Source organism: Pseudomonas sp. EA_65y_Pfl2_P78 (genome assembly GCF_963970495.1).
Taxonomy (GTDB): Bacteria; Pseudomonadota; Gammaproteobacteria; order Pseudomonadales; family Pseudomonadaceae; genus Aquipseudomonas; species Aquipseudomonas baetica_A.
Window position 1 is genome coordinate 95137 of the sequence record NZ_CAXAON010000008.1, and the last position, 20496, is coordinate 115632.

16 protein-coding genes and 1 pseudogene are annotated in these 20496 nt (G+C 58.4%); 8 read left to right on the forward strand and 9 right to left on the reverse strand.

Translation table 11 applies throughout. The features are described 5' to 3' along the window. Positions 1-74: 74 nt before the first annotated feature. The 5 genes and pseudogenes from AACY02_RS09600 to AACY02_RS09620 all read right to left on the reverse strand — a co-directional run bounded on the left by AACY02_RS09600 (position 75) and on the right by AACY02_RS09620 (position 7440). Positions 75-1496, reverse strand: coding sequence for an OprD family porin (locus tag AACY02_RS09600; RefSeq protein ID WP_221730067.1), 1422 nt, complete (start codon positions 1494-1496; stop codon positions 75-77). Positions 1497-1674: 178 nt separating this feature from the next. After that, the gene (locus tag AACY02_RS09605; RefSeq protein ID WP_339431724.1) at positions 1675-3273 is read right to left on the reverse strand and encodes an ABC transporter substrate-binding protein; all 1599 of its coding nucleotides are present in this window, start codon (positions 3271-3273) and stop codon (positions 1675-1677) included. Between the two features lie 300 nt (positions 3274-3573). Beyond that, positions 3574-5199 carry an ABC transporter substrate-binding protein gene (locus AACY02_RS09610; RefSeq protein WP_339431725.1) on the reverse strand — a complete coding sequence of 542 codons (1626 nt, stop codon included), beginning with the start codon at positions 5197-5199 and terminating at the stop codon, positions 3574-3576. Between the two features lie 260 nt (positions 5200-5459). Continuing rightward, positions 5460-6098 (reverse strand): annotated as a pseudogene (locus tag AACY02_RS09615) (ABC transporter substrate-binding protein); the annotation flags it as partial. A 625-nt stretch (positions 6099-6723) separates the two neighbouring features. Beyond that, positions 6724-7440 carry an SIMPL domain-containing protein gene (locus AACY02_RS09620; protein ID WP_339431726.1) on the reverse strand — a complete coding sequence of 239 codons (717 nt, stop codon included), beginning with the start codon at positions 7438-7440 and terminating at the stop codon, positions 6724-6726. Between the two features lie 259 nt (positions 7441-7699). Between AACY02_RS09620 and AACY02_RS09625 the strand changes: the two genes are divergently transcribed. From AACY02_RS09625 to AACY02_RS09640, 4 genes are all read left to right on the forward strand, one after another. Next, positions 7700-8962: an ATP-binding protein gene (locus AACY02_RS09625; protein ID WP_339431727.1), complete on the forward strand. Its 1263-nt coding sequence runs from the start codon at positions 7700-7702 to the stop codon at positions 8960-8962. Further along, positions 8955-9515 (forward strand): response regulator transcription factor, encoded by a 561-nt coding sequence (locus tag AACY02_RS09630; protein ID WP_003221630.1) that lies wholly within the window; start codon positions 8955-8957, stop codon positions 9513-9515. Before AACY02_RS09625 ends, AACY02_RS09630 begins: the two co-directional genes overlap by 8 nt. Before the next feature lie 96 nt (positions 9516-9611). After that, complete coding sequence (locus tag AACY02_RS09635) at positions 9612-11339, forward strand: ABC transporter ATP-binding protein/permease (RefSeq protein WP_339431728.1); 1728 nt, start codon at positions 9612-9614, stop codon at positions 11337-11339. Positions 11340-11470: 131 nt separating this feature from the next. Beyond that, positions 11471-12217 (forward strand): FadR/GntR family transcriptional regulator, encoded by a 747-nt coding sequence (locus tag AACY02_RS09640; protein ID WP_339431729.1) that lies wholly within the window; start codon positions 11471-11473, stop codon positions 12215-12217. 7 nt (positions 12218-12224) lie between these two features. Here the strand turns inward: AACY02_RS09640 and AACY02_RS09645 are convergent, their stop codons facing one another. From AACY02_RS09645 to AACY02_RS09660, 4 genes are all read right to left on the reverse strand, one after another. Continuing rightward, on the reverse strand, positions 12225-12575 hold the full coding sequence (locus tag AACY02_RS09645; protein WP_339431730.1) for a hypothetical protein: 351 nt from the start codon (positions 12573-12575) through the stop codon (positions 12225-12227). A 195-nt stretch (positions 12576-12770) separates the two neighbouring features. Beyond that, positions 12771-13085: a hypothetical protein gene (locus tag AACY02_RS09650; protein ID WP_339431731.1), complete on the reverse strand. Its 315-nt coding sequence runs from the start codon at positions 13083-13085 to the stop codon at positions 12771-12773. Positions 13086-13292: 207 nt separating this feature from the next. Then, positions 13293-13484, reverse strand: a complete 192-nt coding sequence (locus AACY02_RS09655) for a hypothetical protein (protein ID WP_339431732.1) — start codon at positions 13482-13484, stop codon at positions 13293-13295. Between the two features lie 2 nt (positions 13485-13486). After that, the gene (locus AACY02_RS09660; protein ID WP_339431733.1) at positions 13487-14800 is read right to left on the reverse strand and encodes a phospholipase; all 1314 of its coding nucleotides are present in this window, start codon (positions 14798-14800) and stop codon (positions 13487-13489) included. A gap of 234 nt (positions 14801-15034) precedes the next feature. Here AACY02_RS09660 and kdgD point away from each other — a divergent pair, with 234 nt between their 5' ends. From kdgD to garD, 4 genes are all read left to right on the forward strand, one after another. Beyond that, positions 15035-15946 carry a 5-dehydro-4-deoxyglucarate dehydratase gene (gene kdgD / locus AACY02_RS09665; protein WP_007981458.1) on the forward strand — a complete coding sequence of 304 codons (912 nt, stop codon included), beginning with the start codon at positions 15035-15037 and terminating at the stop codon, positions 15944-15946. Between the two features lie 74 nt (positions 15947-16020). Then, a complete protein-coding gene (locus AACY02_RS09670) occupies positions 16021-17466 on the forward strand; it encodes an aldehyde dehydrogenase family protein (RefSeq protein ID WP_339431734.1) in 1446 nt (481 codons plus the stop codon). Between the two features lie 89 nt (positions 17467-17555). After that, the gene (locus AACY02_RS09675; RefSeq protein ID WP_339431735.1) at positions 17556-18920 is read left to right on the forward strand and encodes an MFS transporter; all 1365 of its coding nucleotides are present in this window, start codon (positions 17556-17558) and stop codon (positions 18918-18920) included. An 11-nt stretch (positions 18921-18931) separates the two neighbouring features. Further along, positions 18932-20485: a galactarate dehydratase gene (garD, locus tag AACY02_RS09680; protein WP_339431736.1), complete on the forward strand. Its 1554-nt coding sequence runs from the start codon at positions 18932-18934 to the stop codon at positions 20483-20485. Positions 20486-20496 lie beyond the last annotated feature (11 nt).

The window sequence follows — 20496 nt, forward strand, 5'->3', positions numbered from 1 at the left end:
TAACCCTCTGCAATCGGTTGAAGACAAAAAACCGAACGGCCGACTCTTCATGAGTCAGCCGTCGGTTAGCGTTTTTACAGGATGTTGAACGGAATGGTGGTCACGAGACGGAACTCGTTGATGTTGCCGTCAGCCTGGTGCTCGCTGGCGCGGTGAGTGGTGTACGTCGCACGAATAGCGGTGGCCTTGAGCGGGCCGCTCTGCACGGCGTAAGAAGCACCGACGCCGTATTCATAGTGGCTTTCGCCATTCATCAGGCTCAGGTCGCCGCGTTTGGCTCCTGGATCGGTGTAAGCCGTGCCACGGTAGTGAGTGCCGTCAATGCCCCAGCCGCGCGCCTGGTAGATGTTGAACTTCAGGCCGGGTACGCCGTATTCAGCCATGTTCAAGCCGTAAGCGATCTGGAAGGATTTCTCGTTCGGGCCGTTGAAGTCCGACAGCAGGGAGTTGGCCAGGTAGATGCCGTTGGTTTCGTGCAGGTAGTCGAAGTACTCGTTGCCGTTCACTTCCTGGTACGAGAAGGTCAGGCTGTGGGCCTGGTGAGTCAGGCCGAGCGACAGCGAGTAGGTGTCGTTGTCGATGTTGCCCATCAACTTTTTGCCTTCGTCGACAGTCTTGTAGTAGTTCAGACCGGTGGTCAGGCTCAGGACCTGGCTGTCACCCAGTTCGTGGGTGGCGCCGAAGTAGTACTGGTTCCAGAAGTCTTCAACGTTCGCGACATACAGGCTGGTTTTCAGGCTCTTGAGCGGCTGGTAGTTCAAACCGGCTGTGTAAACCTTGTCGGTTTCAACACCAGTGGCCGAGTACTCGGAACGGAATTTCGACAGGCTCTGTTCGGTACGTGGCGAGACGCGGTCGAAACCGGCCAGGTCAAACGACAGGTTGCTGAATTCTTCGCTGTGCAGGCTGATACCTTCGAAGCTCGAAGGCAGCGGACGGTTGCCGATGACATCGACGATCGGCGTGCTGAAGTTCTGGCGACCGGCGGTCAGGGTGGTGTTCGATACGCGGAACTTGACGTTGGCCAGACCCAGTTTGCTCCACTGGCCGACAGCGTCGCCGTCGGAGTCGGCGAGGGTGCGGTTGGAGCCGCCAGCGATGTCCTTACGGTCACGATCCAGAACGATGGCGTTGTAGGCGGCCACTTCAGTGCTCACGCCAACGGTGCCTTGGGTGAAGCCCGAGGTGTAGTTGACGATGGTGCCCTGAACCCAGTTGATACGACGCGGGGTTTTGGTTCTGACCTGTGGCGTGGTGTTCTTGTCGCTGTTCTTCACGTAGCTGAAACTGTCGTCACGACGCTTCAGTTCATTGGCATAAAAGTTACGGGTTGTGCCGCCCAAGCTCTGTCCATCAATAAAGCCTTTGGCCTCGCTTTGGGCGCTACTGCCGGCCAGGGTAGTGGGGACGAACTCCTGACTGACAGGTTCTGCATACGCCGTGGCGGTGATGCTGCTGATGGCCAAAGCCAGTATCGCGGTGCTGCTCAGTTTCATGGGTGAAGCTCCTTTACTTTCTTTTTATACCGGTCTTTTTTTGGTCGTCCGGCTATTTGGTTTAGAACTCAATCACACATCGCAAACGTTTGCCAAAGGCCGGATTGGCGAATTTCGGCAAAGCGCTTGCGTGAGGGGGATAGACGGCCCCCCTCAGCATTGCGGCTAATCGGTTGGGTTAATCGATACTGACGCCCGAGAACACGTTGCGACCGAAGGGGCTCACCTTGAACCCTTCAACCCGGGTGCTTAACGGTTGGTTGACCGTCGAGTGGGCGACAGGCGTGATCGGCACTTGCTGCTTGAGCAACTGCTGCGCCTGTTTGTAAAGCGCGGTGCGCTGGTCGCGGTCGGTGACGACCTTGGCCTCTTTGATCAGCTTGTCGTAAGCCGGATCGCACCACATCGAGTAGTTGTTGCCACCAATGGCATCGCAGCTGTACAGCGTGCCGAGCCAGTTGTCCGGGTCACCGTTGTCACCGGTCCAGCCGATCAGGCTGACGTCGTGTTCGCCATTCTTGGTGCGCTTGATGTACTCGCCCCATTCATAGCTGACGATCTTCACTTTCAGACCGATTTTCGCCCAGTCGGCCTGGAGCATTTCGGCCATCAGTTTGGCGTTCGGGTTGTACGGACGCTGCACCGGCATCGCCCACAGGGTGATCTCGGTGCCTTCTTTCACGCCGGCAGCCTTGAGCAACTCTTTGGCTTTTTCCGGGTTGTAGGCAGCGTCTTTGATCGTATCGTCGTAAGACCACTGGGTCGGTGGCATGGCGTTGACCGCCAGTTGGCCGGCGCCTTGGTAAACGGCGTTGAGAATCCCCTGTTTATTCACCGCCATGTCCAGCGCCTGACGCACTTCGAGCTGGTCGAACGGTTTGTGGCGCACGTTGTAGGCGATGTAGCCGAGGTTGAAACCCGGCTTGGAGATCAGTTGCAGTTTTGGATCGCTCTTCAGCGCGTCGACATCAGCCGGGCGTGGATGCAGGGTGATCTGGCATTCGCCAGCCTTGAGCTTTTGCACGCGCACCGAGGCGTCGGTGTTGATCGCGAAAATCAGGTTATCGAGCTTTACCCGGCTCGGGTCCCAGTATTGTTTATTAGCGGTGTAACGGATGTTCGAGTCTTTCTGGTAGCTCTTGAACACGAACGGGCCGGTGCCGATCGGCTTCTGGTTGATGTCGCTCGGCTTGCCTTCGGCCAACAGCTTGTCGGCGTATTCGGCGGACAGAATGGCGGCGAAGCTCATGGCGATGTTCTGGATGAACGCGGCGTCAACGCTGTTGAGCGTGAACTCCACGGTCAGTGGCCCGGTCTTTTCGACCTTGGCAATGTTCTTGTTCAGGCTCATCCCGTTGAAATACGGGAACTCGGTCGGATAAGCCTTACGGAAGGGCTGTTGTGCATCGAGCATGCGATTAAACGTGAACAACACGTCGTCGGCGTTGAAATCGCGGGTCGGCTTGAAGTAAGGCGTTGTATGAAATTTCACACCTTCACGTAGGTGAAAGGTGTACTTGAGACCGTCCTCGGAAATATCCCACTTGGTAGCCAGACCTGGGACGACATTGGTCGCGCCTTTTTCGAACTCGACCAAACGGTTATACAGCGGCTCGGCGGCATCGTTATCGGTGGCCGTCGTGTATTGCGCGGTATCAAAACCCGCCGGGCTGCCTTCGGAGCAGAACACCAGGCTTTTGGGTGCGGCGAAACTGGCGGACGTGGCGGCCAACAGGCCGGCGCCCAGCAAAGCGGAAAAAACCAAGGTATGGCGCATGACGCTCCCTCTTTTTTAGTGTTTTTCGATGCGCTGCGATCCCATCCGGGGACGTTGTGGCTGCATCAAGCTCAAACCAGTGCGGACAGCAAACCGTTAGCCCACACAGTCACTGGTCAGAACCCGACGGTAGGGGCCGTGGGTCTGGCAGTAAATGCGTAAATGCCTGAAACCTCGTAGGAAAAGTCGACGCGTCCTATGCCGTTGCAGTAATCCGCAGCGGAATTGGATGTAGGCAATTTCCTAACTTTCCGGCAGGTAAAACAACGGCGACGTCAAAAACGTCGCCGTTGCAATGCCTTATTTGCTGACGCTGACGCCGTAGAAGGAATTCAAGCCGAATGGGCTGATCTTGAAATCCTGCACGTTGGCGCGCATGGGTTGGTACACCGTCGAGTGAGCGATAGGTGTCATTGGGACTGCATCTTTGAGGACGTGTTGCGCCTCTTTGTACAGTTCGGTGCGCTTGGCCTGGTCGGTTGTGCGCTTGGCTTCCTTGACGAGGCCGTCGAATTTCTTGTCGCACCACTTGGAGAAGTTGTTGCCGCTGAGCGAGTCGCAACCGAACAGCACGTTCAGCCAGTTGTCCGGATCACCATTGTCACCGCTCCAGCCAATGATCATGGCCTGGTTCTCGCCACCTTTGGAGCGCTTGATGTACTCGCCCCATTCGTAGCTCTGGATCTTGACGTTCAGACCGATCTTCTTCCAGTCCGACTGCAGCATCTCAGCCATCAGTTTGGCGTTCGGGTTGTACGGGCGTTGTACCGGCATTGCCCACAACACGATCTCGGTGCCTTCCTTGACGCCGGCTTCCTTGAGCAGCTCTTTGGCTTTCTCAGGGTCGTACTTGGCGTCCTTGATGGTGGTGTCGTAAGACCACTGGGTCGGTGGCATGGCGTTGACGGCCAACTGGCCAGCGCCCTGGTAAACCGAGTCGATGATCTGCGGCTTGTTCACCGACATGTCCAGCGCCTGGCGCACACGCAGGTCAGCCAGAGGGTTTGGCTCGTTGCTGCCTTTGACCTTGTCCATCACGTTGTAGGCGATGTAGCCCAGGTTGAAACCCGCCTGGTCAGGCATTTTCAGCGACTTGTCTTCTTTGAGGGCTTTCAGGTCGGCCGGGCGCGGGAACAGGGTGATCTGGCACTCGTTCTTTTTCAGCTTCTGAATGCGTACCGACGGGTCGGTGGTGATGGCGAAGATCAGGTTGTCGATCTTCACATCGTCAGGCTTCCAGTAGTCCTTGTTCCCGGTGTAACGGATGTTGGAGTCTTTCTGGTAGCTCTTGAACACGAACGGGCCGGTGCCGATCGGCTTCTGGTTGATGTCGGCAGCCCTGCCTTCCTTGAGCAGCTTGGCAGCGTACTCGGCGGACTGGATCGAGGCGAAGCTCATGGCCATGTTCTGGATGAACGCAGCATCCACTTCTTTCAACGTGAACTTGACGGTGTGGTCGTCGACTTTATCGATCTTGGTGATGTTGGTGTCCATCCCCATGTCGGTGAAGTACGGGAATTCGGTCGGGTACGCCTTACGGAACGGGTCATCCTTGTTAATCATGCGATTGAAGGTGAACAGCACGTCGTCGGCGTTGAACTCACGAGTCGGCTTGAAATACGGGGTGGTGTGGAACTTGACGCCTTCACGCAGGTGGAAGGTGTACGTCAGGCCGTCATCGGAAATGTCCCACTTGGTCGCCAGGCCAGGAATAACGGCGGTGCCGCCGCGCTCGAACTGGGTCAGGCGGTTGAACATGGTCTCGGCTGAGGCGTCGAAGTCGGTTCCGGTGGTGTACTGGCCTGGGTCGAATCCGGCCGGGCTCCCTTCGGAGCAGAACACCAGGTTAGTCGCAGCGGATGCGAAAGGTGCGGAGGCTAACAAGCCTGCGCCGACTAAAAACGGAATGACCGCGTGTTTAAGCATGTTGGCCTCATGATTTGTTGTCATTTTTTAGTTGTGAGGTACGACCTCGTGAGTCGTGCCTGCGGATACTTATGCAGGGGCCATACCCATTGCAAGATGCAGAGCGACTGTCGGCCTTAAACCGTGGCACGAACGTACCTTAATGTCGCATATGTGTAAAAGTTGACGCATTTGACCGTTTGCGGGCGATTTTTTCGGTGCAAACAGGGCCCCAAAATGGTGCGCCGGTCACGTTGTGCGCGCCGCCTTGGGGCTTGGTGTTACTTATTTATACCCACACCGTAGAAGGGTGTAAGGCCGAATGGGCTAATACGCAAGTCCGTGACTTCCTTGTGCAGCGGCTGGAACACCGTCGAGTTGGCAATCGGTGTAATCGGTGCCTGTTGTTTAAGAATTTGCTGGGCCTGTTGATACAGTTTTACCCGTTGCGACTTGTCGGTGGACACCTTGGCTTGCTGCACGAGTTTGTCGTAGGCCGGGTCGCACCATTTGGCGTAATTACTGCCTTTCACCGCCGTGCAGCTGTACAGCACACCGAGCCAGTTGTCCGGGTCGCCATTGTCACCTGTCCAGCCGTAGATCATCGCGTCGTGTTCGCCATTCTTGGCACGCTTGATGTACTCACCCCATTCATAGCTGACGATGTTGGCCTTGATGCCGATTTTTGCCCAATCCTGCTGGATCATCTGCGCTGACATTCGCGCGTTCGGGTTCGAGGCGCGTTGCACTGTCATCGCCCAAAGGTTGATGGTTGTACCGGGCGCAACCCCGGCTTCCTTAAGTAGCGCCCGGGCTTTGGCCGGGTCGTAGGGGGCGTCCTTGATCGTCGGGTCATACGACCATTGCGCCGGGGGCAAGGCGTTTTGTGCCAACTGGCCGGCACTTTGATAAAGCCTGCGGGGCTGGGCCGCGTGCGGGGGGTACTTGTCTCCGCTTTAGGCTGCGATCTGTTGCTGTTGCTGTGGGAGCTGCTAGCGATGGCGGTCTGACAGCCGACCCATTTCTGGCGGGTGTACTCGGTGCAAACTGTGGAAGCGGGCTTGCTCGCGAAGAGGCCCTTTCAGTCACCCGATTACTTCGGTTTGTTTAGAAATGTGTGAAATCACCAGAACCTTCCCACTAGGTTTTCAGGTTGTCCGTCGGACGTGCGATCTCTAGGCTTTGGTTGTCGCTGAAGGTTCAGCGATCGGGTGTGAGAACCTGGGAAAAATTAGTTATTCAGTCCTCGTATCAGCATAATTGCCGCCAGCGTACTCGCTGTCTGCAAATGCGTTATGGCGGCTGTTTGTGGGCAGACTTCGGTCTGGCCGGTTTTCCTATTTTCCGGTTTCTCACCCCGCACATAGCTGCCACCCACTTCGCCGCGTGAGAAACGGCAGGTGATGGCTCCCATTTGCAAAATAGGATTTTCCGGTAGGAGTGAGCCTGCTCGCGATGACGCCAGAACAAACAACACAAATCCCGGACACAAAAAAACCGGCGATCATGCTCTGATCGCCGGTTTTTCATTCAGCCCACATCACATCACGGCATCAGCACTTCAATCGAGCCATCCGCGGTCATGTTGACCTGGCTGGTGCCGGCTTCGACTTCCGGGGTAACCGGCGCTGAATCCATGCCCGCTGCTTTCATCATCATCGGGCCGCGCAGGTACGGTTGTGGGTAGCCATTGCTGTTGAGGTTCAGGTTGACGATTTTGTAGCCCTTGCCGCCCAGTGCGTCGGTGGCCAGTTGGGCGCGGGCCTTGAAGGCGGTGACGGCTTCTTTGAGCAGGGCGTCTTCACTGGTCTTGCGGGTCGGGTCGGCGATGGCGAAGTCCATGCCGCCCATTTTCAGGTCGGTCAGCAGTTCGCCGGTGAGTTTGGACAGGGCGGCGAAGTCGGCGCTTTCCAGGCGCAGTTCGGCGCGTTCGCGCCAGCCGGTGATTTTCTGGCCCTTGGTGTCGTAGATCGGGTAGCTGTTGCGGCTGCCCTGGCGCAGGGTGATGTCTTTGACTTGCTTGGCCTGGGCCAGAGCCTTGTTCATGGTGGTGCTGACGTCGGCGGCGAGTTTGGCCGGGTCGGTGTTTTGCTCTTCCGTGTAGAGGGTCACGATCATCAGGTCGCGGGCCACTTCCTGGCTGACTTCGGCGCGCAGGGAAATCTGGTTGTAGTGCAGCTCATCGGCGGCCAGGGCCGGGAGGCTGGCGATGCTGCCGACGGTCAGGGCGAGAAGGGCGGCGCTGCGGCGAAATGTGTGCATGAAGGCTCCTTGATGGGGGCGCAGGTGTTGGGTGGGGGCCTGCGTGAAACCATCAGACTCTAGCTTTTATGATCCGGTTCGCCCAGTTACAACTTCTATACAGATGCCCGGGGCTGCCGCGCAACCATTTGCGAGCAGGCGTTCTTATAGCCGCCGAAAATCTTTTCGCCATGTGGTCGTTTGCCGCACTTTCGCCTCTCGGGGGCGCGGCTTGGTTATACTCCGTGCGATCCGCCTGGAGCGCTCATCAGGAGAGCTCATGCTCGCCCCCGTACAACTGACTTCCGCCACTCGCCAGAACCTCTGGCGGCTGACTTTCATCCGCACGCTGGTGCTCGCCGCGCAGGCCGGGTCCGTAGGCTTGGCCTATTGGCTGCAACTGTTGCCGTTGCCGTGGGTGCAACTGGCGATGACGTTGGGCTGTTCAACGCTGCTGTGCGTGTTTACCGCCGTGCGTTTGCGCACTTCGTGGCCGGTGACTGAGCTTGAATACGCTCTGCAATTGGCCTGCGATCTGGTGATCCACAGCGCGCTGCTGTATTTCTCCGGTGGTTCGACCAACCCGTTCGTTTCCTATTATCTGGTGCCGCTGACCATTGCTGCGGTGACGCTGCCCTGGCGCTATTCGGTGGTTCTGTCCGGTATCGCACTGGCGCTGTACACCCTGATGCTGACGCGGTTCTACCCGCTGGAAACCTTGCCGATCGCCCGGGAGAACCTGCAGGTCTATGGCATGTGGCTGAGCTTCGCGCTCGCGGCGGCGGTGATCACGTTCTTTGCTGCGCGCATGGCCGAGGAGCTGCGTCGTCAGGAGGAACTGCGTGCGATTCGGCGCGAGGAAGGTCTGCGCGATCAGCAATTGCTCGCCGTTGCCACCCAGGCCGCCGGCGCTGCTCACGAATTGGGTACGCCGCTGGCGACCATGAGCGTATTGCTCAAAGAGATGCAGCAGGATCATCCCGACCCGATGCTGCAAGACGATCTGAAGGTGCTGCAGGATCAGGTCAAGCTCTGCAAGGAAACCCTGCAGCAGTTGGTGCGCGCCGCGGAGGCCAATCGGCGTCTGGCCGTCGAGATGCAGGACGTCACGGTCTGGCTCGACGAAGCGTTGAATCGCTGGCACTTGATGCGTCCGGAGGCCAGTTATCGCTTCCAGCGTCTCGGCCAGGGTGCGGTGCCGCGCATGGCGCCGCCGCCGGATCTGACCCAGGCACTGTTGAATCTGCTCAACAATGCCGCCGACGCCTGCCCGGAGAACCTTCAGGTGACGCTGGATTGGGACGCGGACACCTTGACCATCAGCATTCGTGACCACGGCGCCGGTGTGCCGCTGGCCATCGCCGAGCAGATCGGCAAACCGTTTTTTACCACCAAGGGCAAAGGTTTCGGCCTGGGCCTGTTTTTGAGCAAGGCCAGCGTGACACGCGCCGGCGGCTCAGTGAAACTCTATAGTCATGAGGAAGGCGGCACGCTCACCGAGCTGCGCCTGCCTCACGGTGCCCGAGGAGAGCAACATGAGTGACGAAATCCAAGTCGAAGGCGAAGAACTGCCACATTTGCTGCTGGTCGACGACGACGCGACTTTCACCCGAGTCATGGCGCGCGCCATGGCCCGCCGCGGCTTTCGCGTCAGCACTGCCGGTTCCGCCGAGGAAGGCCTGACCATCGCTCAGGCCGATCTGCCGGACTACGCTGCGCTCGACCTGAAAATGGACGGCGACTCCGGGCTGGTATTGCTGCCGAAGTTGCTGGAGCTGGACCCGGAAATGCGCGTGGTGATCCTCACCGGTTATTCGAGCATTGCCACGGCGGTCGAAGCGATCAAGCGCGGCGCCTGCAACTACCTCTGCAAGCCGGCCGACGCCGACGACGTGCTCGCCGCGCTGCTCTCCGAGCACGCCGACCTCGACAGTCTGGTGCCGGAAAACCCGATGTCGGTTGATCGCCTGCAGTGGGAGCACATCCAGCGCGTGCTCACCGAGCACGAAGGCAACATCTCCGCCACGGCTCGCGCCCTGGGCATGCACCGCCGCACCCTGCAGCGCAAACTGCAGAAGCGCCCGGTTCGTCGCTGAACCTGCGCTGAACGACTATCGCCAGCCCTCGCGATAAAACGCACCGATCCTTTATGATCGGTGCGTGTGTGTTCTCTTCCATATCGAGCCTTATCCATGAATCCGAACGCTGAACATTCCGCGGTCAACGATGCTGTGCGCGGCCAGTTTTTTCGCAAAGTGTGGGCGATGATCACGCCTTACTGGCGCAGTGAAGAGAAGGTAAAGGCCTGGACGCTGCTGATTGCGGTGATAGCGCTCTCGCTGCTCAGCGTGGGAATCTCGGTGTGGTTCAACACCTGGTACAAGGATTTCTACAACGCTTTGCAAAAGAAGGACGAAGCGGCGTTCTGGCATCTGATTCTGTACTTCTGTGTGATCGCGGCCGTGGCGATTGTCGGTGCCGTGTACAGACAATATCTGACGCAGATGCTGACGATTCGCTGGCGGGCGTGGCTGACCGAAAAGCATTTCTCACGCTGGCTCGCCGACAAGAATTATTACCAACTGGAGCAGGGCGGTTACACCGATAACCCGGACCAGCGGATTTCCGAAGACCTCAACAGTTTCACGTCCAACACCCTTGAACTGGGTATCGGGCTGTTGCGCAATATCGTCAGTCTGGTGTCGTTCTCGATCATTTTGTGGGGCGTATCGGGCAGCATCGAACTCTATGGCATCACCATTCCCGGCTACATGTTCTGGTGCGTGCTGGTTTACGCCGTGGTGGGTAGCTGGCTGACGCATTTGATCGGTCGTCGCTTGATCGGTCTGAACAACCAGCAACAACGCTTTGAAGCTGACCTGCGTTTTTCCATGGTGCGGATTCGCGAGAATGCCGAGAGTATCGCGTTGTACAACGGCGAACCGAATGAGAACCGTCACTTGAGCAACCGTTTCGGCATGGTCTGGCATAACTTCTGGGACATCATGAAAGTGTCCAAACGCCTGACGTTTTTCACCGCCGGTTATAGCCAGGCTGCGATTATCTTCCCCTTCATCGTTGCTTCGCCGCGTTACCTCGCCGGCAAGATCGAACTGGGCGAGTTGATGCAGATCAGCTCGGCCTTCGGCAACGTTCAAGAGAGCTTCAGCTGGTTTATCAACGCGTACCAGAGCCTTGCTTCCTGGCGCGCCACCTGTGATCGTTTGCTGAGTTTCCGGCAGGCAATGACCGACAACGAAGACCGCCCGCCGGCCATTGATGTGCAAAATCAAGGCAGTGAGCTGAAGGTGCATGACCTGGGGCTGGATCTGGCCGACGGTCGTCATCTGTTGACCCGTGCCGACATGACCGTTGAGCCGGGCGAGCGCGTCATGCTCAGTGGCCGTTCCGGCAGTGGCAAGTCCACGCTGCTGCGCGCGATGGGGCATTTGTGGCCGGCGGGGCACGGCAATATTCGTCTGCCAGCGGCGCGTTATCTGTTCCTGCCGCAGAAACCCTATCTGCCCATCGGCACCCTGCGCGAAGCGCTGAGTTATCCACAGCCGGGCGATACCTATGCGCCGCAGCGTTATGCACAGGTGCTGGAAACCTGTCGGTTGCCGCATCTGGTAGCCCGTGTCGATGAAGCCAATCACTGGCAGCGCCTGTTGTCGCCGGGCGAGCAACAGCGCTTGGCCTTCGCCCGCGCGCTGCTCTATGCACCGCAATGGCTGTACATGGACGAAGCCACGTCGGCAATGGATGAAGAAGACGAAGCGACGCTGTATCAGGCACTGATCGATCAGTTGCCGGGGGTAAGCATCGTCAGCGTCGGCCATCGCAGCAGTCTGAAGCGCTTCCACCCACGGCATGTGCGAATCGACAGCGGCCATTTGGTTGAGCAAACCGTAACGGCATGATCACGACACAAATCCTGTGGGAACTGGCAAGCCAACTCCCACAGAATTTGTGGTGTTAACGGAAAGTGATCGTACAACCCGCTTGAGCTATGATGCCAACCAAGCCGAATTTTCGAGACCCGATACAAACCATGGAAAACCTGATCGACACCCCGCGCCTTCCGCGCAAGCGCCGCAGCCTCGCACAGGAATTAGTGACGGTGCTGAGTGAGCAGATCCGTGATGGCCTGCTCAAGCGCGGCGACAAGTTGCCCACCGAGTCGGCGATCATGCAAGCCCATGGCGTCAGCCGCACCGTGGTGCGTGAGGCGATTTCCCGACTGCAAGCGGCCGGGCAAGTGGAAACCCGTCATGGCATCGGCACTTTTGTACTCGATACGCCTAGCCCCAGCGGCTTCCGTATCGACCCGGCCACGGTCGTCACCCTGCGTGATGTGCTGGCGATTCTTGAATTACGCATCAGCCTTGAAGTGGAGTCCGCCGGCCTCGCTGCACAACGCCGCAGCCCCGAGCAACTGGCGACCATGCGCGCTGCCCTCGATGCGCTGAACGATAGCGTGTCCCATGCCAGTGATGCCGTCGCGTCGGACTTTGCCTTCCACCTCGAAATAGCCCAGTCCACCGGCAACCGCTACTTCACCGACATCATGACCCACCTGGGCACCAGCATCATCCCGCGCACGCGGCTGAATTCGGCGCGTCTGGCCCATGATGATCAACAGCACTACATGAATCGCCTGAGCCGCGAGCACGAAGAAATCTACGACGCGATTGCCCGCCAGGATTCCGATGCGGCCCGTGCGGCCATGCGTCTGCACCTGACCAACAGCCGTGAAAGACTGCGCCAGGCCCATGAAGAGGCGCAGGCGCAGGGGTGATTGCTGTTTAGCGTTCGAGCTTCACACGCAGCATGTCGGAGCTCCCGAGATTCTGCCCTGCTCTTGCCACGGTGTAGTGCAACTCGGCAGTGGTACCCTCAGTGAAATCTTTCGCGAATACTTCTTTGGGAATGAGGAACTCAAGTACCCCGGGTACTTCTGTCACGTTCATGTTCCCTGACCAGGCGTTACTGGTCTTGACTTTGAAAGTAACCACGTCTCCTAGAATTATGTTTTCCGGGTTTGAGGTAAAGACTACCTGCCCATGAGCAAAGTCTTCCAATGTGTCCACCTTAAGTACACCATCCTGTGCCTCCTTGAGTACTGGAGGATCCAATGCTTTTACTTGTGCAGTCATGATCAAATTCCTTTTCACTGTCCCTTCAAACCGTTGAATAAGCGCAGATAAGGCATTGCACTGTCGGAGCCGGTTCGTTAACTCCTCAGCCATTAAGGCCGAGATCTGCAATGGCTGGCGCCTGTAAGAAATACCAGTCCAGACGAACGGTCGATGTCTTCTAAAGGCGCGCCCGATCGGAGGCGCGTCAGGAAATCAGGCTTCAATACGCAGCATCAACGGGGCCGAAAACGGTTCCATGCTTGATTCATCCTGAAACTTGTAGCGCAGTTCGATTTCGCAATTCACATACGTCTGCAGCACTTCCTTTGGAATCTGCAATTCGATGCCCGTCAGTTTTTCCATCTCGTCCTCGGCGTCATCCCAGGTGCCGGTGTCGACTTCTTCGCCCGCCCATTCAGGCTCTTCGGGGTCTTCGCCGAGAATGGCGTAGACGCTCCAGTTGGCCGCAAAGTCGCTGGAGTCCGGGACCTCAACGATCAGGTGATCGCTCAGTTCCGATAGGTTCACGGTTGCCGTCTCTGGTGAGTGAGGCAGAAATTGCACAAGTGTGGGTGAGACAAAAGTCATGAGGGGGGCTCTCCGTGCGTAGTGCGCCGTGATCCATTCACGGCGGTTCTGCACGGTAAAAGACTCTCCCAGAAGGTGTTTTAAACCGTTCATTTCCAGTCATTTCAAAGCCCCCCTGCGGCAGTCCCTACAGGGGGGCGGATGTTGTCAGTGGCGCGGCAGAATTGATCGGTCGACCCTTACGGCGAGCAGGCCGGCAGCGGGGTTGGCATCAAAGGTTGCGTAACCTTGGGCATCCACCGTCGCCCGGGTAATTGGCAGGCCTTTGGCCAATAACTCCAGAGGCGCGCCCTTCAGTGATTGGCCCGAGGCCAGTTCCAGTTTCAGTTTGATCGTCATGGTCAATCTCCTTGATTGGTGTTGCCGCTGGGGTGGTAATCCTTGAGCAGCAGGTACGTGCTCCAACCCCACCAGTCGTCGACGGTCGCGGTGTCGTTGAGGTTGTTTACATCCCTGCGCCGCAGCACCTTGCTGCCCTGTGTGCGAAACAGCGCCGGGAAATTGTTTGCCGGGTTCAACACAGCCGTCAGATCCGGCAGCCGTTGCAGTGCAGAAAACGCGGACGGTACGGGCTTTTTTCCGCTGAGATACGCCGCAAACACTTCGTCCGCCGAGGCTTGCACCGCTTGATTGACCTGCTGGCGGTTGTCGGCGTCGGTGGCTTCGAAGTAGCGCTTGTCGCCGAACGCACGCCATTGATCGCCATAAGCGTTGCGCACGCTGAGGCCGAATTTGCTGTCCTCGTCGTGCATGAAACGCGTAATCAATGAACCCAGATCGCTCGGCGTGACCGCAGCAGCCAACGCCTTGCGTGGCACACGCAGGTGGCCGGAGGAAAACAGGTCGGTGAGGAAGTGGTCGGCAAACGCGTTCATCGCGTAAGCCCGTTCCAGTTGCTGCTCATCGTGATTGGCGTGGGCGGCCATGGCGGTTTGCAAGGCCGCAGTGTGGCCGGCGATGTAGGCCAGTTTTGCCCATTCACCGAAATGATCAGCATTGTTCGCCGCCAGTTTCAAATAGCGCCCCAGTGGAAACAGCGCCGAGATAAAACTGCCGCCACCGGTGATTTTGTTCCACTCCTCGGACAACGTATCTCCTAACGCGTCATAGGCCTCGTGGGGTTGTTTGCCGTCCTTTATTGCCTGTTTAACCGCGTCGATCTCTTTTTGCATGACCGCGAGAATCTGTGTTGCTTCGGCCCTTGAAGCGGCAGTGACCGCGAGAGAATTGAACGCCGCGTTGAAGCGTTGCAGGCGGTCGACCGGTGTTGCGCCTTCGTTGATCGGCTGATCGACGATGCCGTAGAAGTCGCCGCCCAGCGCCAGCACTTGGCCGTAGGTGAGCGCCAAGCCATTGGGCAGATGCAATGGCACGTTTTGCGCGAGGATCGGTTGGGCGTCTTCGGCGAAGCGCAGCAGTGTGTTGTCGCCGATGGCCGTGTGTTCAGCGCCCTCAAACCGTGCTTGCAGCTTGCCCTTCAAGGCTTGATCGGGGAGGGCGGTGGCAGGCTCTACATCGCTGTGGGCATCGGCGATGTGCAGCACCAGATGTGGATCTTCGGTGCTGAAGTCGATGCCGGATTGAGTAAACAGATCATCAAAACGGGCAATGACCGGTTTGGGTTTTTCCTGGGATTTGGTTTGTAGACCGGACATTTCTATCTCCTTGATATGTCGTCGGCTGGTTTTAGTTTGCTGTATGGATATACAGTAAATTTCACTTTAGCCGAGAAAACTCCTACGTCAAGGATCGATCTTGTCCGACAAAAAAACGTGCCCTGCGATGAAATGCAGTTGACGGTTATTTTTTAAGTTGTACGATGACCTACAACTTCGGCGAAGGCTGAACGATTCAACCACAACAATATTGCTACCCAGGGTGTTCGAATAATGAATCCACAAGAACTGAAGTCCATCCTCTCCGCCGGTCTGCTGTCTTTCCCGGTCACCGATTTCAACGCGCAGGGTGATTTCAACCGCGCGGGCTATATCAAGCGTCTGGAATGGCTGGCCCCTTATGGCGCCTCGGCATTGTTCGCCGCCGGCGGCACCGGTGAGTTCTTCTCCCTGGCGGCCAGCGAATATTCGGAAATCATCAAGACGGCCGTCGACACCTGCGCGACCAGCGTGCCAATTCTCGCTGGCGTTGGCGGTTCGACCCGTCAGGCCATCGAATATGCTCAAGAAGCCGAGCGTCTGGGCGCCAAAGGTCTGTTGCTGCTGCCGCACTACCTGACCGAAGCGAGCCAGGACGGGGTTGCCGCCCACGTTGAAGCGGTGTGCAAATCGGTCAACATCGGTGTGGTCGTCTACAACCGCAACGTCTGCCGCCTGACCGCGCCGTTGCTGGAACGTCTGGCCGAGCGCTGCCCGAACCTGATCGGTTACAAGGACGGTCTGGGTGATATCGAGTTGATGGTGTCGATTCGTCGCCGTCTCGGTGATCGCTTCAGCTACCTGGGTGGTCTGCCGACTGCCGAAGTCTACGCCGCTGCCTACAAGGCGCTGGGCGTGCCGGTTTACTCCTCGGCAGTGTTCAACTTCATCCCGAAAACCGCGATGGATTTCTACCACGCGATCGCCCGTGAAGATCACGCCACTGTCGGCAAGATCATTGACGACTTCTTCCTGCCGTACCTGGACATCCGCAACCGCAAGGCCGGTTATGCCGTGAGCATCGTCAAGGCCGGCGCCAAAATCGCCGGCTATGACGCAGGCCCGGTGCGGGCGCCGCTGACCGATCTGACGGGCGAAGAGTATGAAATGCTCGCCGCGCTGATCGACAAGCAAGGTGCGCAATAACACCTGAAAAATGCGAGGCCGCTGAGCAATCAGCGGCTTTTTGCGTGAAGGCTTTTAGTTTTGAGGGCTGCTCTGTGACCAATGCAAAACGCTACGACAACTACATCAACGGTGAATGGGTTGCCGGTGCCGACTACTCGGCCAACATCAACCCGTCCGAGCTGAACGACACTATCGGCGATTACGCCAAGGCTGACCTGACTCAGGTTCACGCCGCCATCGACGCCGCTCGCGCAGCGTTTGCGGCGTGGTCGACCTCGGGTATTCAGGCCCGTCACGATTCGCTGGATAAAGTCGGCACTGAAATTCTCGCCCGCCGCGAAGAACTCGGCACCCTGCTGGCCCGGGAAGAGGGCAAAACCCTGCCCGAAGCCATCGGCGAAGTGACTCGCGCCGGTAATATCTTCAAATTCTTCGCCGGTGAATGCCTGCGACTGTCCGGCGACTACGTGCCGTCGGTGCGCCCGGGCGTCAACGTCGAAGTCACCCGCGAAGCGCTGGGTGTGGTCGGTCTGATCACCCCGTGGAACTTCCCGATTGCGATCCCGGCGTGGAAAATCGCCCCGGCCCTGGCCTACGGTAACTGCGTGGTGCTGAAACCGGCGGATCTGGTGCCGGGCTGCGCCTGGGCGCTGGCCGAAATCATCTCCCGGGCCGGTTTCCCGGCCGGCGTGTTCAACCTGGTGATGGGCAGCGGTCGCGTGGTGGGCGAAGCCCTGGTCAACAGTCCGAAAGTCGATGGCATCAGCTTCACCGGTTCGGTTGGCGTCGGGCGGCAGATTGCGGTCAATTGCGTCTCGCGTCAGGCCAAGGTTCAGCTGGAAATGGGCGGCAAGAACCCGCAGATCATTCTCGACGACGCCGACCTCAAGCAAGCGGTCGAGTTGTCGGTGCAGAGCGCGTTCTACTCCACCGGCCAACGTTGCACCGCATCGAGCCGCTTGATCGTTACCGCCGGCATTCACGACCAGTTCGTGCAAGCCATGGCCGAGCGCATGAAGTCGATCAAGGTCGGCCACGCGCTGAAATCCGGCACCGATATTGGCCCGGTCGTCTCGCAAGCGCAGCTTGAACAGGACATGAAGTACATCGACATCGGCCAGTCCGAGGGTGCTCGTCTGGTCAGCGGCGGTGGTTTGGTGACGTGCGATACCGAAGGCTACTTCCTCGCCCCGACGCTGTTTGCCGACAGTGAAGCGTCGATGCGTATCAGCCGAGAAGAGATTTTCGGCCCGGTGGCCAACATCGTGCGCGTGGCTGATTACGATGCTGCGCTGGCGATGGCCAATGACACTGAATTCGGCCTGTCGGCGGGTATCGCCACCACGTCGCTCAAGTACGCCAACCACTTCAAGCGTCACTCCCTGGCCGGGATGGTGATGGTCAACCTGCCGACGGCCGGCGTGGATTACCACGTTCCGTTCGGCGGGCGTAAAGGTTCATCCTATGGATCTCGTGAGCAAGGCCGCTATGCGCAAGAGTTTTACACGGTCGTGAAGACCAGCTACATCGGTTCCTGATCTATGGGAGCTGGCCGGCCAGCTCCCACAAAAGACAGACCCAACAAGATTCACCCGCGCATAAAAATAATCAGTGGGAGTACATCTACATGCAATCGTCCAAGCCGACTCACGTCCGCTATTTGATCCTGCTCATGCTGTTTCTGGTGACCACGATCAACTACGCCGACCGCGCAACTATCGCTATCGCCGGTTCCAGCCTGCAAAAAGACCTCGGTATCGACGCGGTCACCCTCGGTTACATCTTCTCTGCATTCGGTTGGGCCTACGTGGCCGGGCAAATTCCCGGCGGCTGGCTGCTCGATCGCTTCGGCTCGAAAAAAGTCTATGCCCTGAGCATTTTCACCTGGTCGCTGTTCACCGTGCTGCAAGGCTTTGTCGGTGAGTTCGGCATGTCCACGGCCATCGTCGCGCTGTTCATGCTGCGCTTTTTGGTCGGGCTGGCTGAGGCGCCATCCTTCCCCGGCAACGCACGCATTGTGGCGGCGTGGTTTCCGACCGCTGAACGCGGCACTGCTTCGGCGATCTTCAACTCGGCGCAATACTTTGCCACGGTGCTGTTCGCGCCGCTGATGGGCTGGATTGTCTATTCCTACGGCTGGGAGCACGTGTTCATTGTCATGGGCGTGTTCGGCATCGTCTTCTCGCTGATCTGGCTGAAGGTTATCCACAGCCCGCGCCAACACCCGATGGCCAACGAAGCGGAAGTAACGTTCATCGCCGACAACGGCGGCATGGTCGATATGGATCAGAACAAAGGCAAAAAGGCTGACGGCCCGAAGTGGGACTACATCCGCCAACTGCTGACCAATCGCATGATGCTTGGCGTGTACCTGGGCCAGTACTGCATCAACGGCATCACGTACTTCTTCCTGACCTGGTTCCCGGTGTATCTGGTGCAAGAGCGTGGCATGACCATTCTCAAGGCCGGTTTCATTGCCTCGTTGCCCGCCATCTGTGGTTTTATCGGCGGCGTGCTGGGCGGGTTGATTTCCGATCACCTGCTGCGCAAGGGCCACTCGCTGACCTTCGCCCGCAAGGCGCCAATCATTGCCGGCCTGCTGGTGTCCAGCAGCATCGTCGCTTGCAACTATGTTGATGTTGAATGGATGGTCGTTGGCTTCATGGCGCTGGCCTTCTTCGGTAAGGGCGTTGGCGCACTGGGCTGGGCGGTGGTATCCGACACGTCGCCAAAACAGATCGCCGGTCTGAGCGGTGGACTGTTCAACACCTTCGGCAACATTGCTTCGATCACCACGCCGATCGTGATCGGCTACATCATCAGCTCCACCGGTTCGTTCAAATGGGCGCTGGTGTTCGTCGGTGCCAACGCCTTGGTGGCGGTGTTCAGCTATCTGGTCATCGTTGGCCCGATCAAACGTGTGGTGCTCAAAGAGCCACCCACCCAGGGTGGTTCTGAAACCACGGGTAAATTGTCTCAAGCGCATTCCTGAGGAGCGGCGTCATGCAGTTGATTGAACATTCCGACTCGCCGCGCTACATCCGCCTGCACGAGCGGGACAATGTAGTGATTGTGGTCAATGACCAAGGGGTACCGGCCGGTACTGAGTTTCCGGATGGCCTGGTGACGGTGGATTTTGTGCCGCAGAGCCACAAGGTCACGCTGCAAGACATTCCCGAGGGCGGGCACGTGATTCGCTACGGCCAGATCATTGGCTACGCATTGCAGCCGATCCCCCGTGGCAGTTGGGTCAAGGAAGATCAACTGCGCATGCCGACCGCGCCGCCGCTGGACAGTTTGCCGCTCTCCACCGAGGTGCCGGACGCTCAGGCGCCGCTCGAAGGCTTCACTTTCGAGGGGTATCGCAACGCTGACGGCACTGTTGGCACGCGCAATATTCTCGGGATCACCACCACCGTGCAGTGCGTGACCGGCGTGCTTGATCACGCGGTAAAACGCATCAAGGATGAGCTGCTGCCCAAGTACCCGCACGTCGATGACGTGGTCGCACTGACCCACAGTTACGGCTGCGGCGTGGCGATCACCGCCACCGACGCGTACATCCCGATTCGCACGGTGCGCAATCTGGCGCGCAACCCGAACCTGGGGGGCGAGGCGTTGGTGATCAGCCTGGGCTGCGAGAAATTGCAGGCCGGGCAGGTCATGCACGAAGACGACGCTTCGGTTGATCTCAGTGATCCCTGGCTGTATCGCTTGCAGGATTCCAGTCACGGTTTTACCGAGATGATCGAGCAGATCATGGCGTTGGCCGAAGTCCGTCTGAAGAAGCTCGATCAGCGCCGCCGGGAAACCGTGCCGGCGTCCGAACTGATCCTCGGCATGCAGTGCGGCGGCAGCGATGCGTTCTCCGGCATCACCGCCAACCCGGCGTTGGGGTATGCCTCGGACTTGCTGCTGCGGGCGGGGGCGACGGTGATGTTTTCTGAAGTCACCGAAGTGCGCGATGCGATTTATCTGCTGACGTCCCGGGCCAAGACCAAGGCGATCGCCGAGGAACTGGTCCGCGAAATGGACTGGTACGACCGGTATCTGGCCAAGGGTGAAGCGGATCGCAGCGCCAATACCACGCCGGGCAACAAGAAGGGCGGGCTGTCGAACATTGTCGAGAAGTCCTTGGGCTCGATCGTCAAATCCGGCAGCAGCGCGATCAATGGCGTGCTTGGCCCGGGTGAGCGCTTCAAGCACAAGGGTTTGATTTTCTGTGCGACCCCGGCCAGTGATTTTGTCTGCGGCACATTGCAGTTGGCGGCAGGGATGAACCTGCATGTGTTCACCACTGGGCGCGGTACGCCTTATGGGCTGGCGATGGCGCCGGTGGTGAAGGTCTCGACGCGTACCGAGTTGGCGCAGCGCTGGCCTGACTTGATCGACATTGATGCCGGGCGGATTGCCACCGGGCGGGCGTCCATCGAGGAGTTGGGTTGGGAGTTGTTCCACTACTACCTGGACGTGGCGAGTGGCAAGCAGCAGACGTGGGCGGAGAAGCACAAGCTGCACAACGACATTACGTTGTTCAATCCGGCGCCGATTACCTGAGACCGCGTCAT

Coding starts and splice junctions, on each gene's coding strand:
- AACY02_RS09600 (WP_221730067.1), bottom strand. CDS start 1,496: ATGAAACTGAGCAGCACCGCGATACTGGCTTTGGCCATCAGCAGCATC.
- AACY02_RS09605 (WP_339431724.1), bottom strand. CDS start 3,273: ATGCGCCATACCTTGGTTTTTTCCGCTTTGCTGGGCGCCGGCCTGTTG.
- AACY02_RS09610 (WP_339431725.1), bottom strand. CDS start 5,199: ATGCTTAAACACGCGGTCATTCCGTTTTTAGTCGGCGCAGGCTTGTTA.
- AACY02_RS09620 (WP_339431726.1), bottom strand. CDS start 7,440: ATGCACACATTTCGCCGCAGCGCCGCCCTTCTCGCCCTGACCGTCGGC.
- AACY02_RS09625 (WP_339431727.1), top strand. CDS start 7,700: ATGCTCGCCCCCGTACAACTGACTTCCGCCACTCGCCAGAACCTCTGG.
- AACY02_RS09630 (WP_003221630.1), top strand. CDS start 8,955: ATGAGTGACGAAATCCAAGTCGAAGGCGAAGAACTGCCACATTTGCTG.
- AACY02_RS09635 (WP_339431728.1), top strand. CDS start 9,612: ATGAATCCGAACGCTGAACATTCCGCGGTCAACGATGCTGTGCGCGGC.
- AACY02_RS09640 (WP_339431729.1), top strand. CDS start 11,471: ATGGAAAACCTGATCGACACCCCGCGCCTTCCGCGCAAGCGCCGCAGC.
- AACY02_RS09645 (WP_339431730.1), bottom strand. CDS start 12,575: ATGACTGCACAAGTAAAAGCATTGGATCCTCCAGTACTCAAGGAGGCA.
- AACY02_RS09655 (WP_339431732.1), bottom strand. CDS start 13,484: ATGACGATCAAACTGAAACTGGAACTGGCCTCGGGCCAATCACTGAAG.
- AACY02_RS09660 (WP_339431733.1), bottom strand. CDS start 14,800: ATGTCCGGTCTACAAACCAAATCCCAGGAAAAACCCAAACCGGTCATT.
- kdgD (WP_007981458.1), top strand. CDS start 15,035: ATGAATCCACAAGAACTGAAGTCCATCCTCTCCGCCGGTCTGCTGTCT.
- AACY02_RS09675 (WP_339431735.1), top strand. CDS start 17,556: ATGCAATCGTCCAAGCCGACTCACGTCCGCTATTTGATCCTGCTCATG.
- garD (WP_339431736.1), top strand. CDS start 18,932: ATGCAGTTGATTGAACATTCCGACTCGCCGCGCTACATCCGCCTGCAC.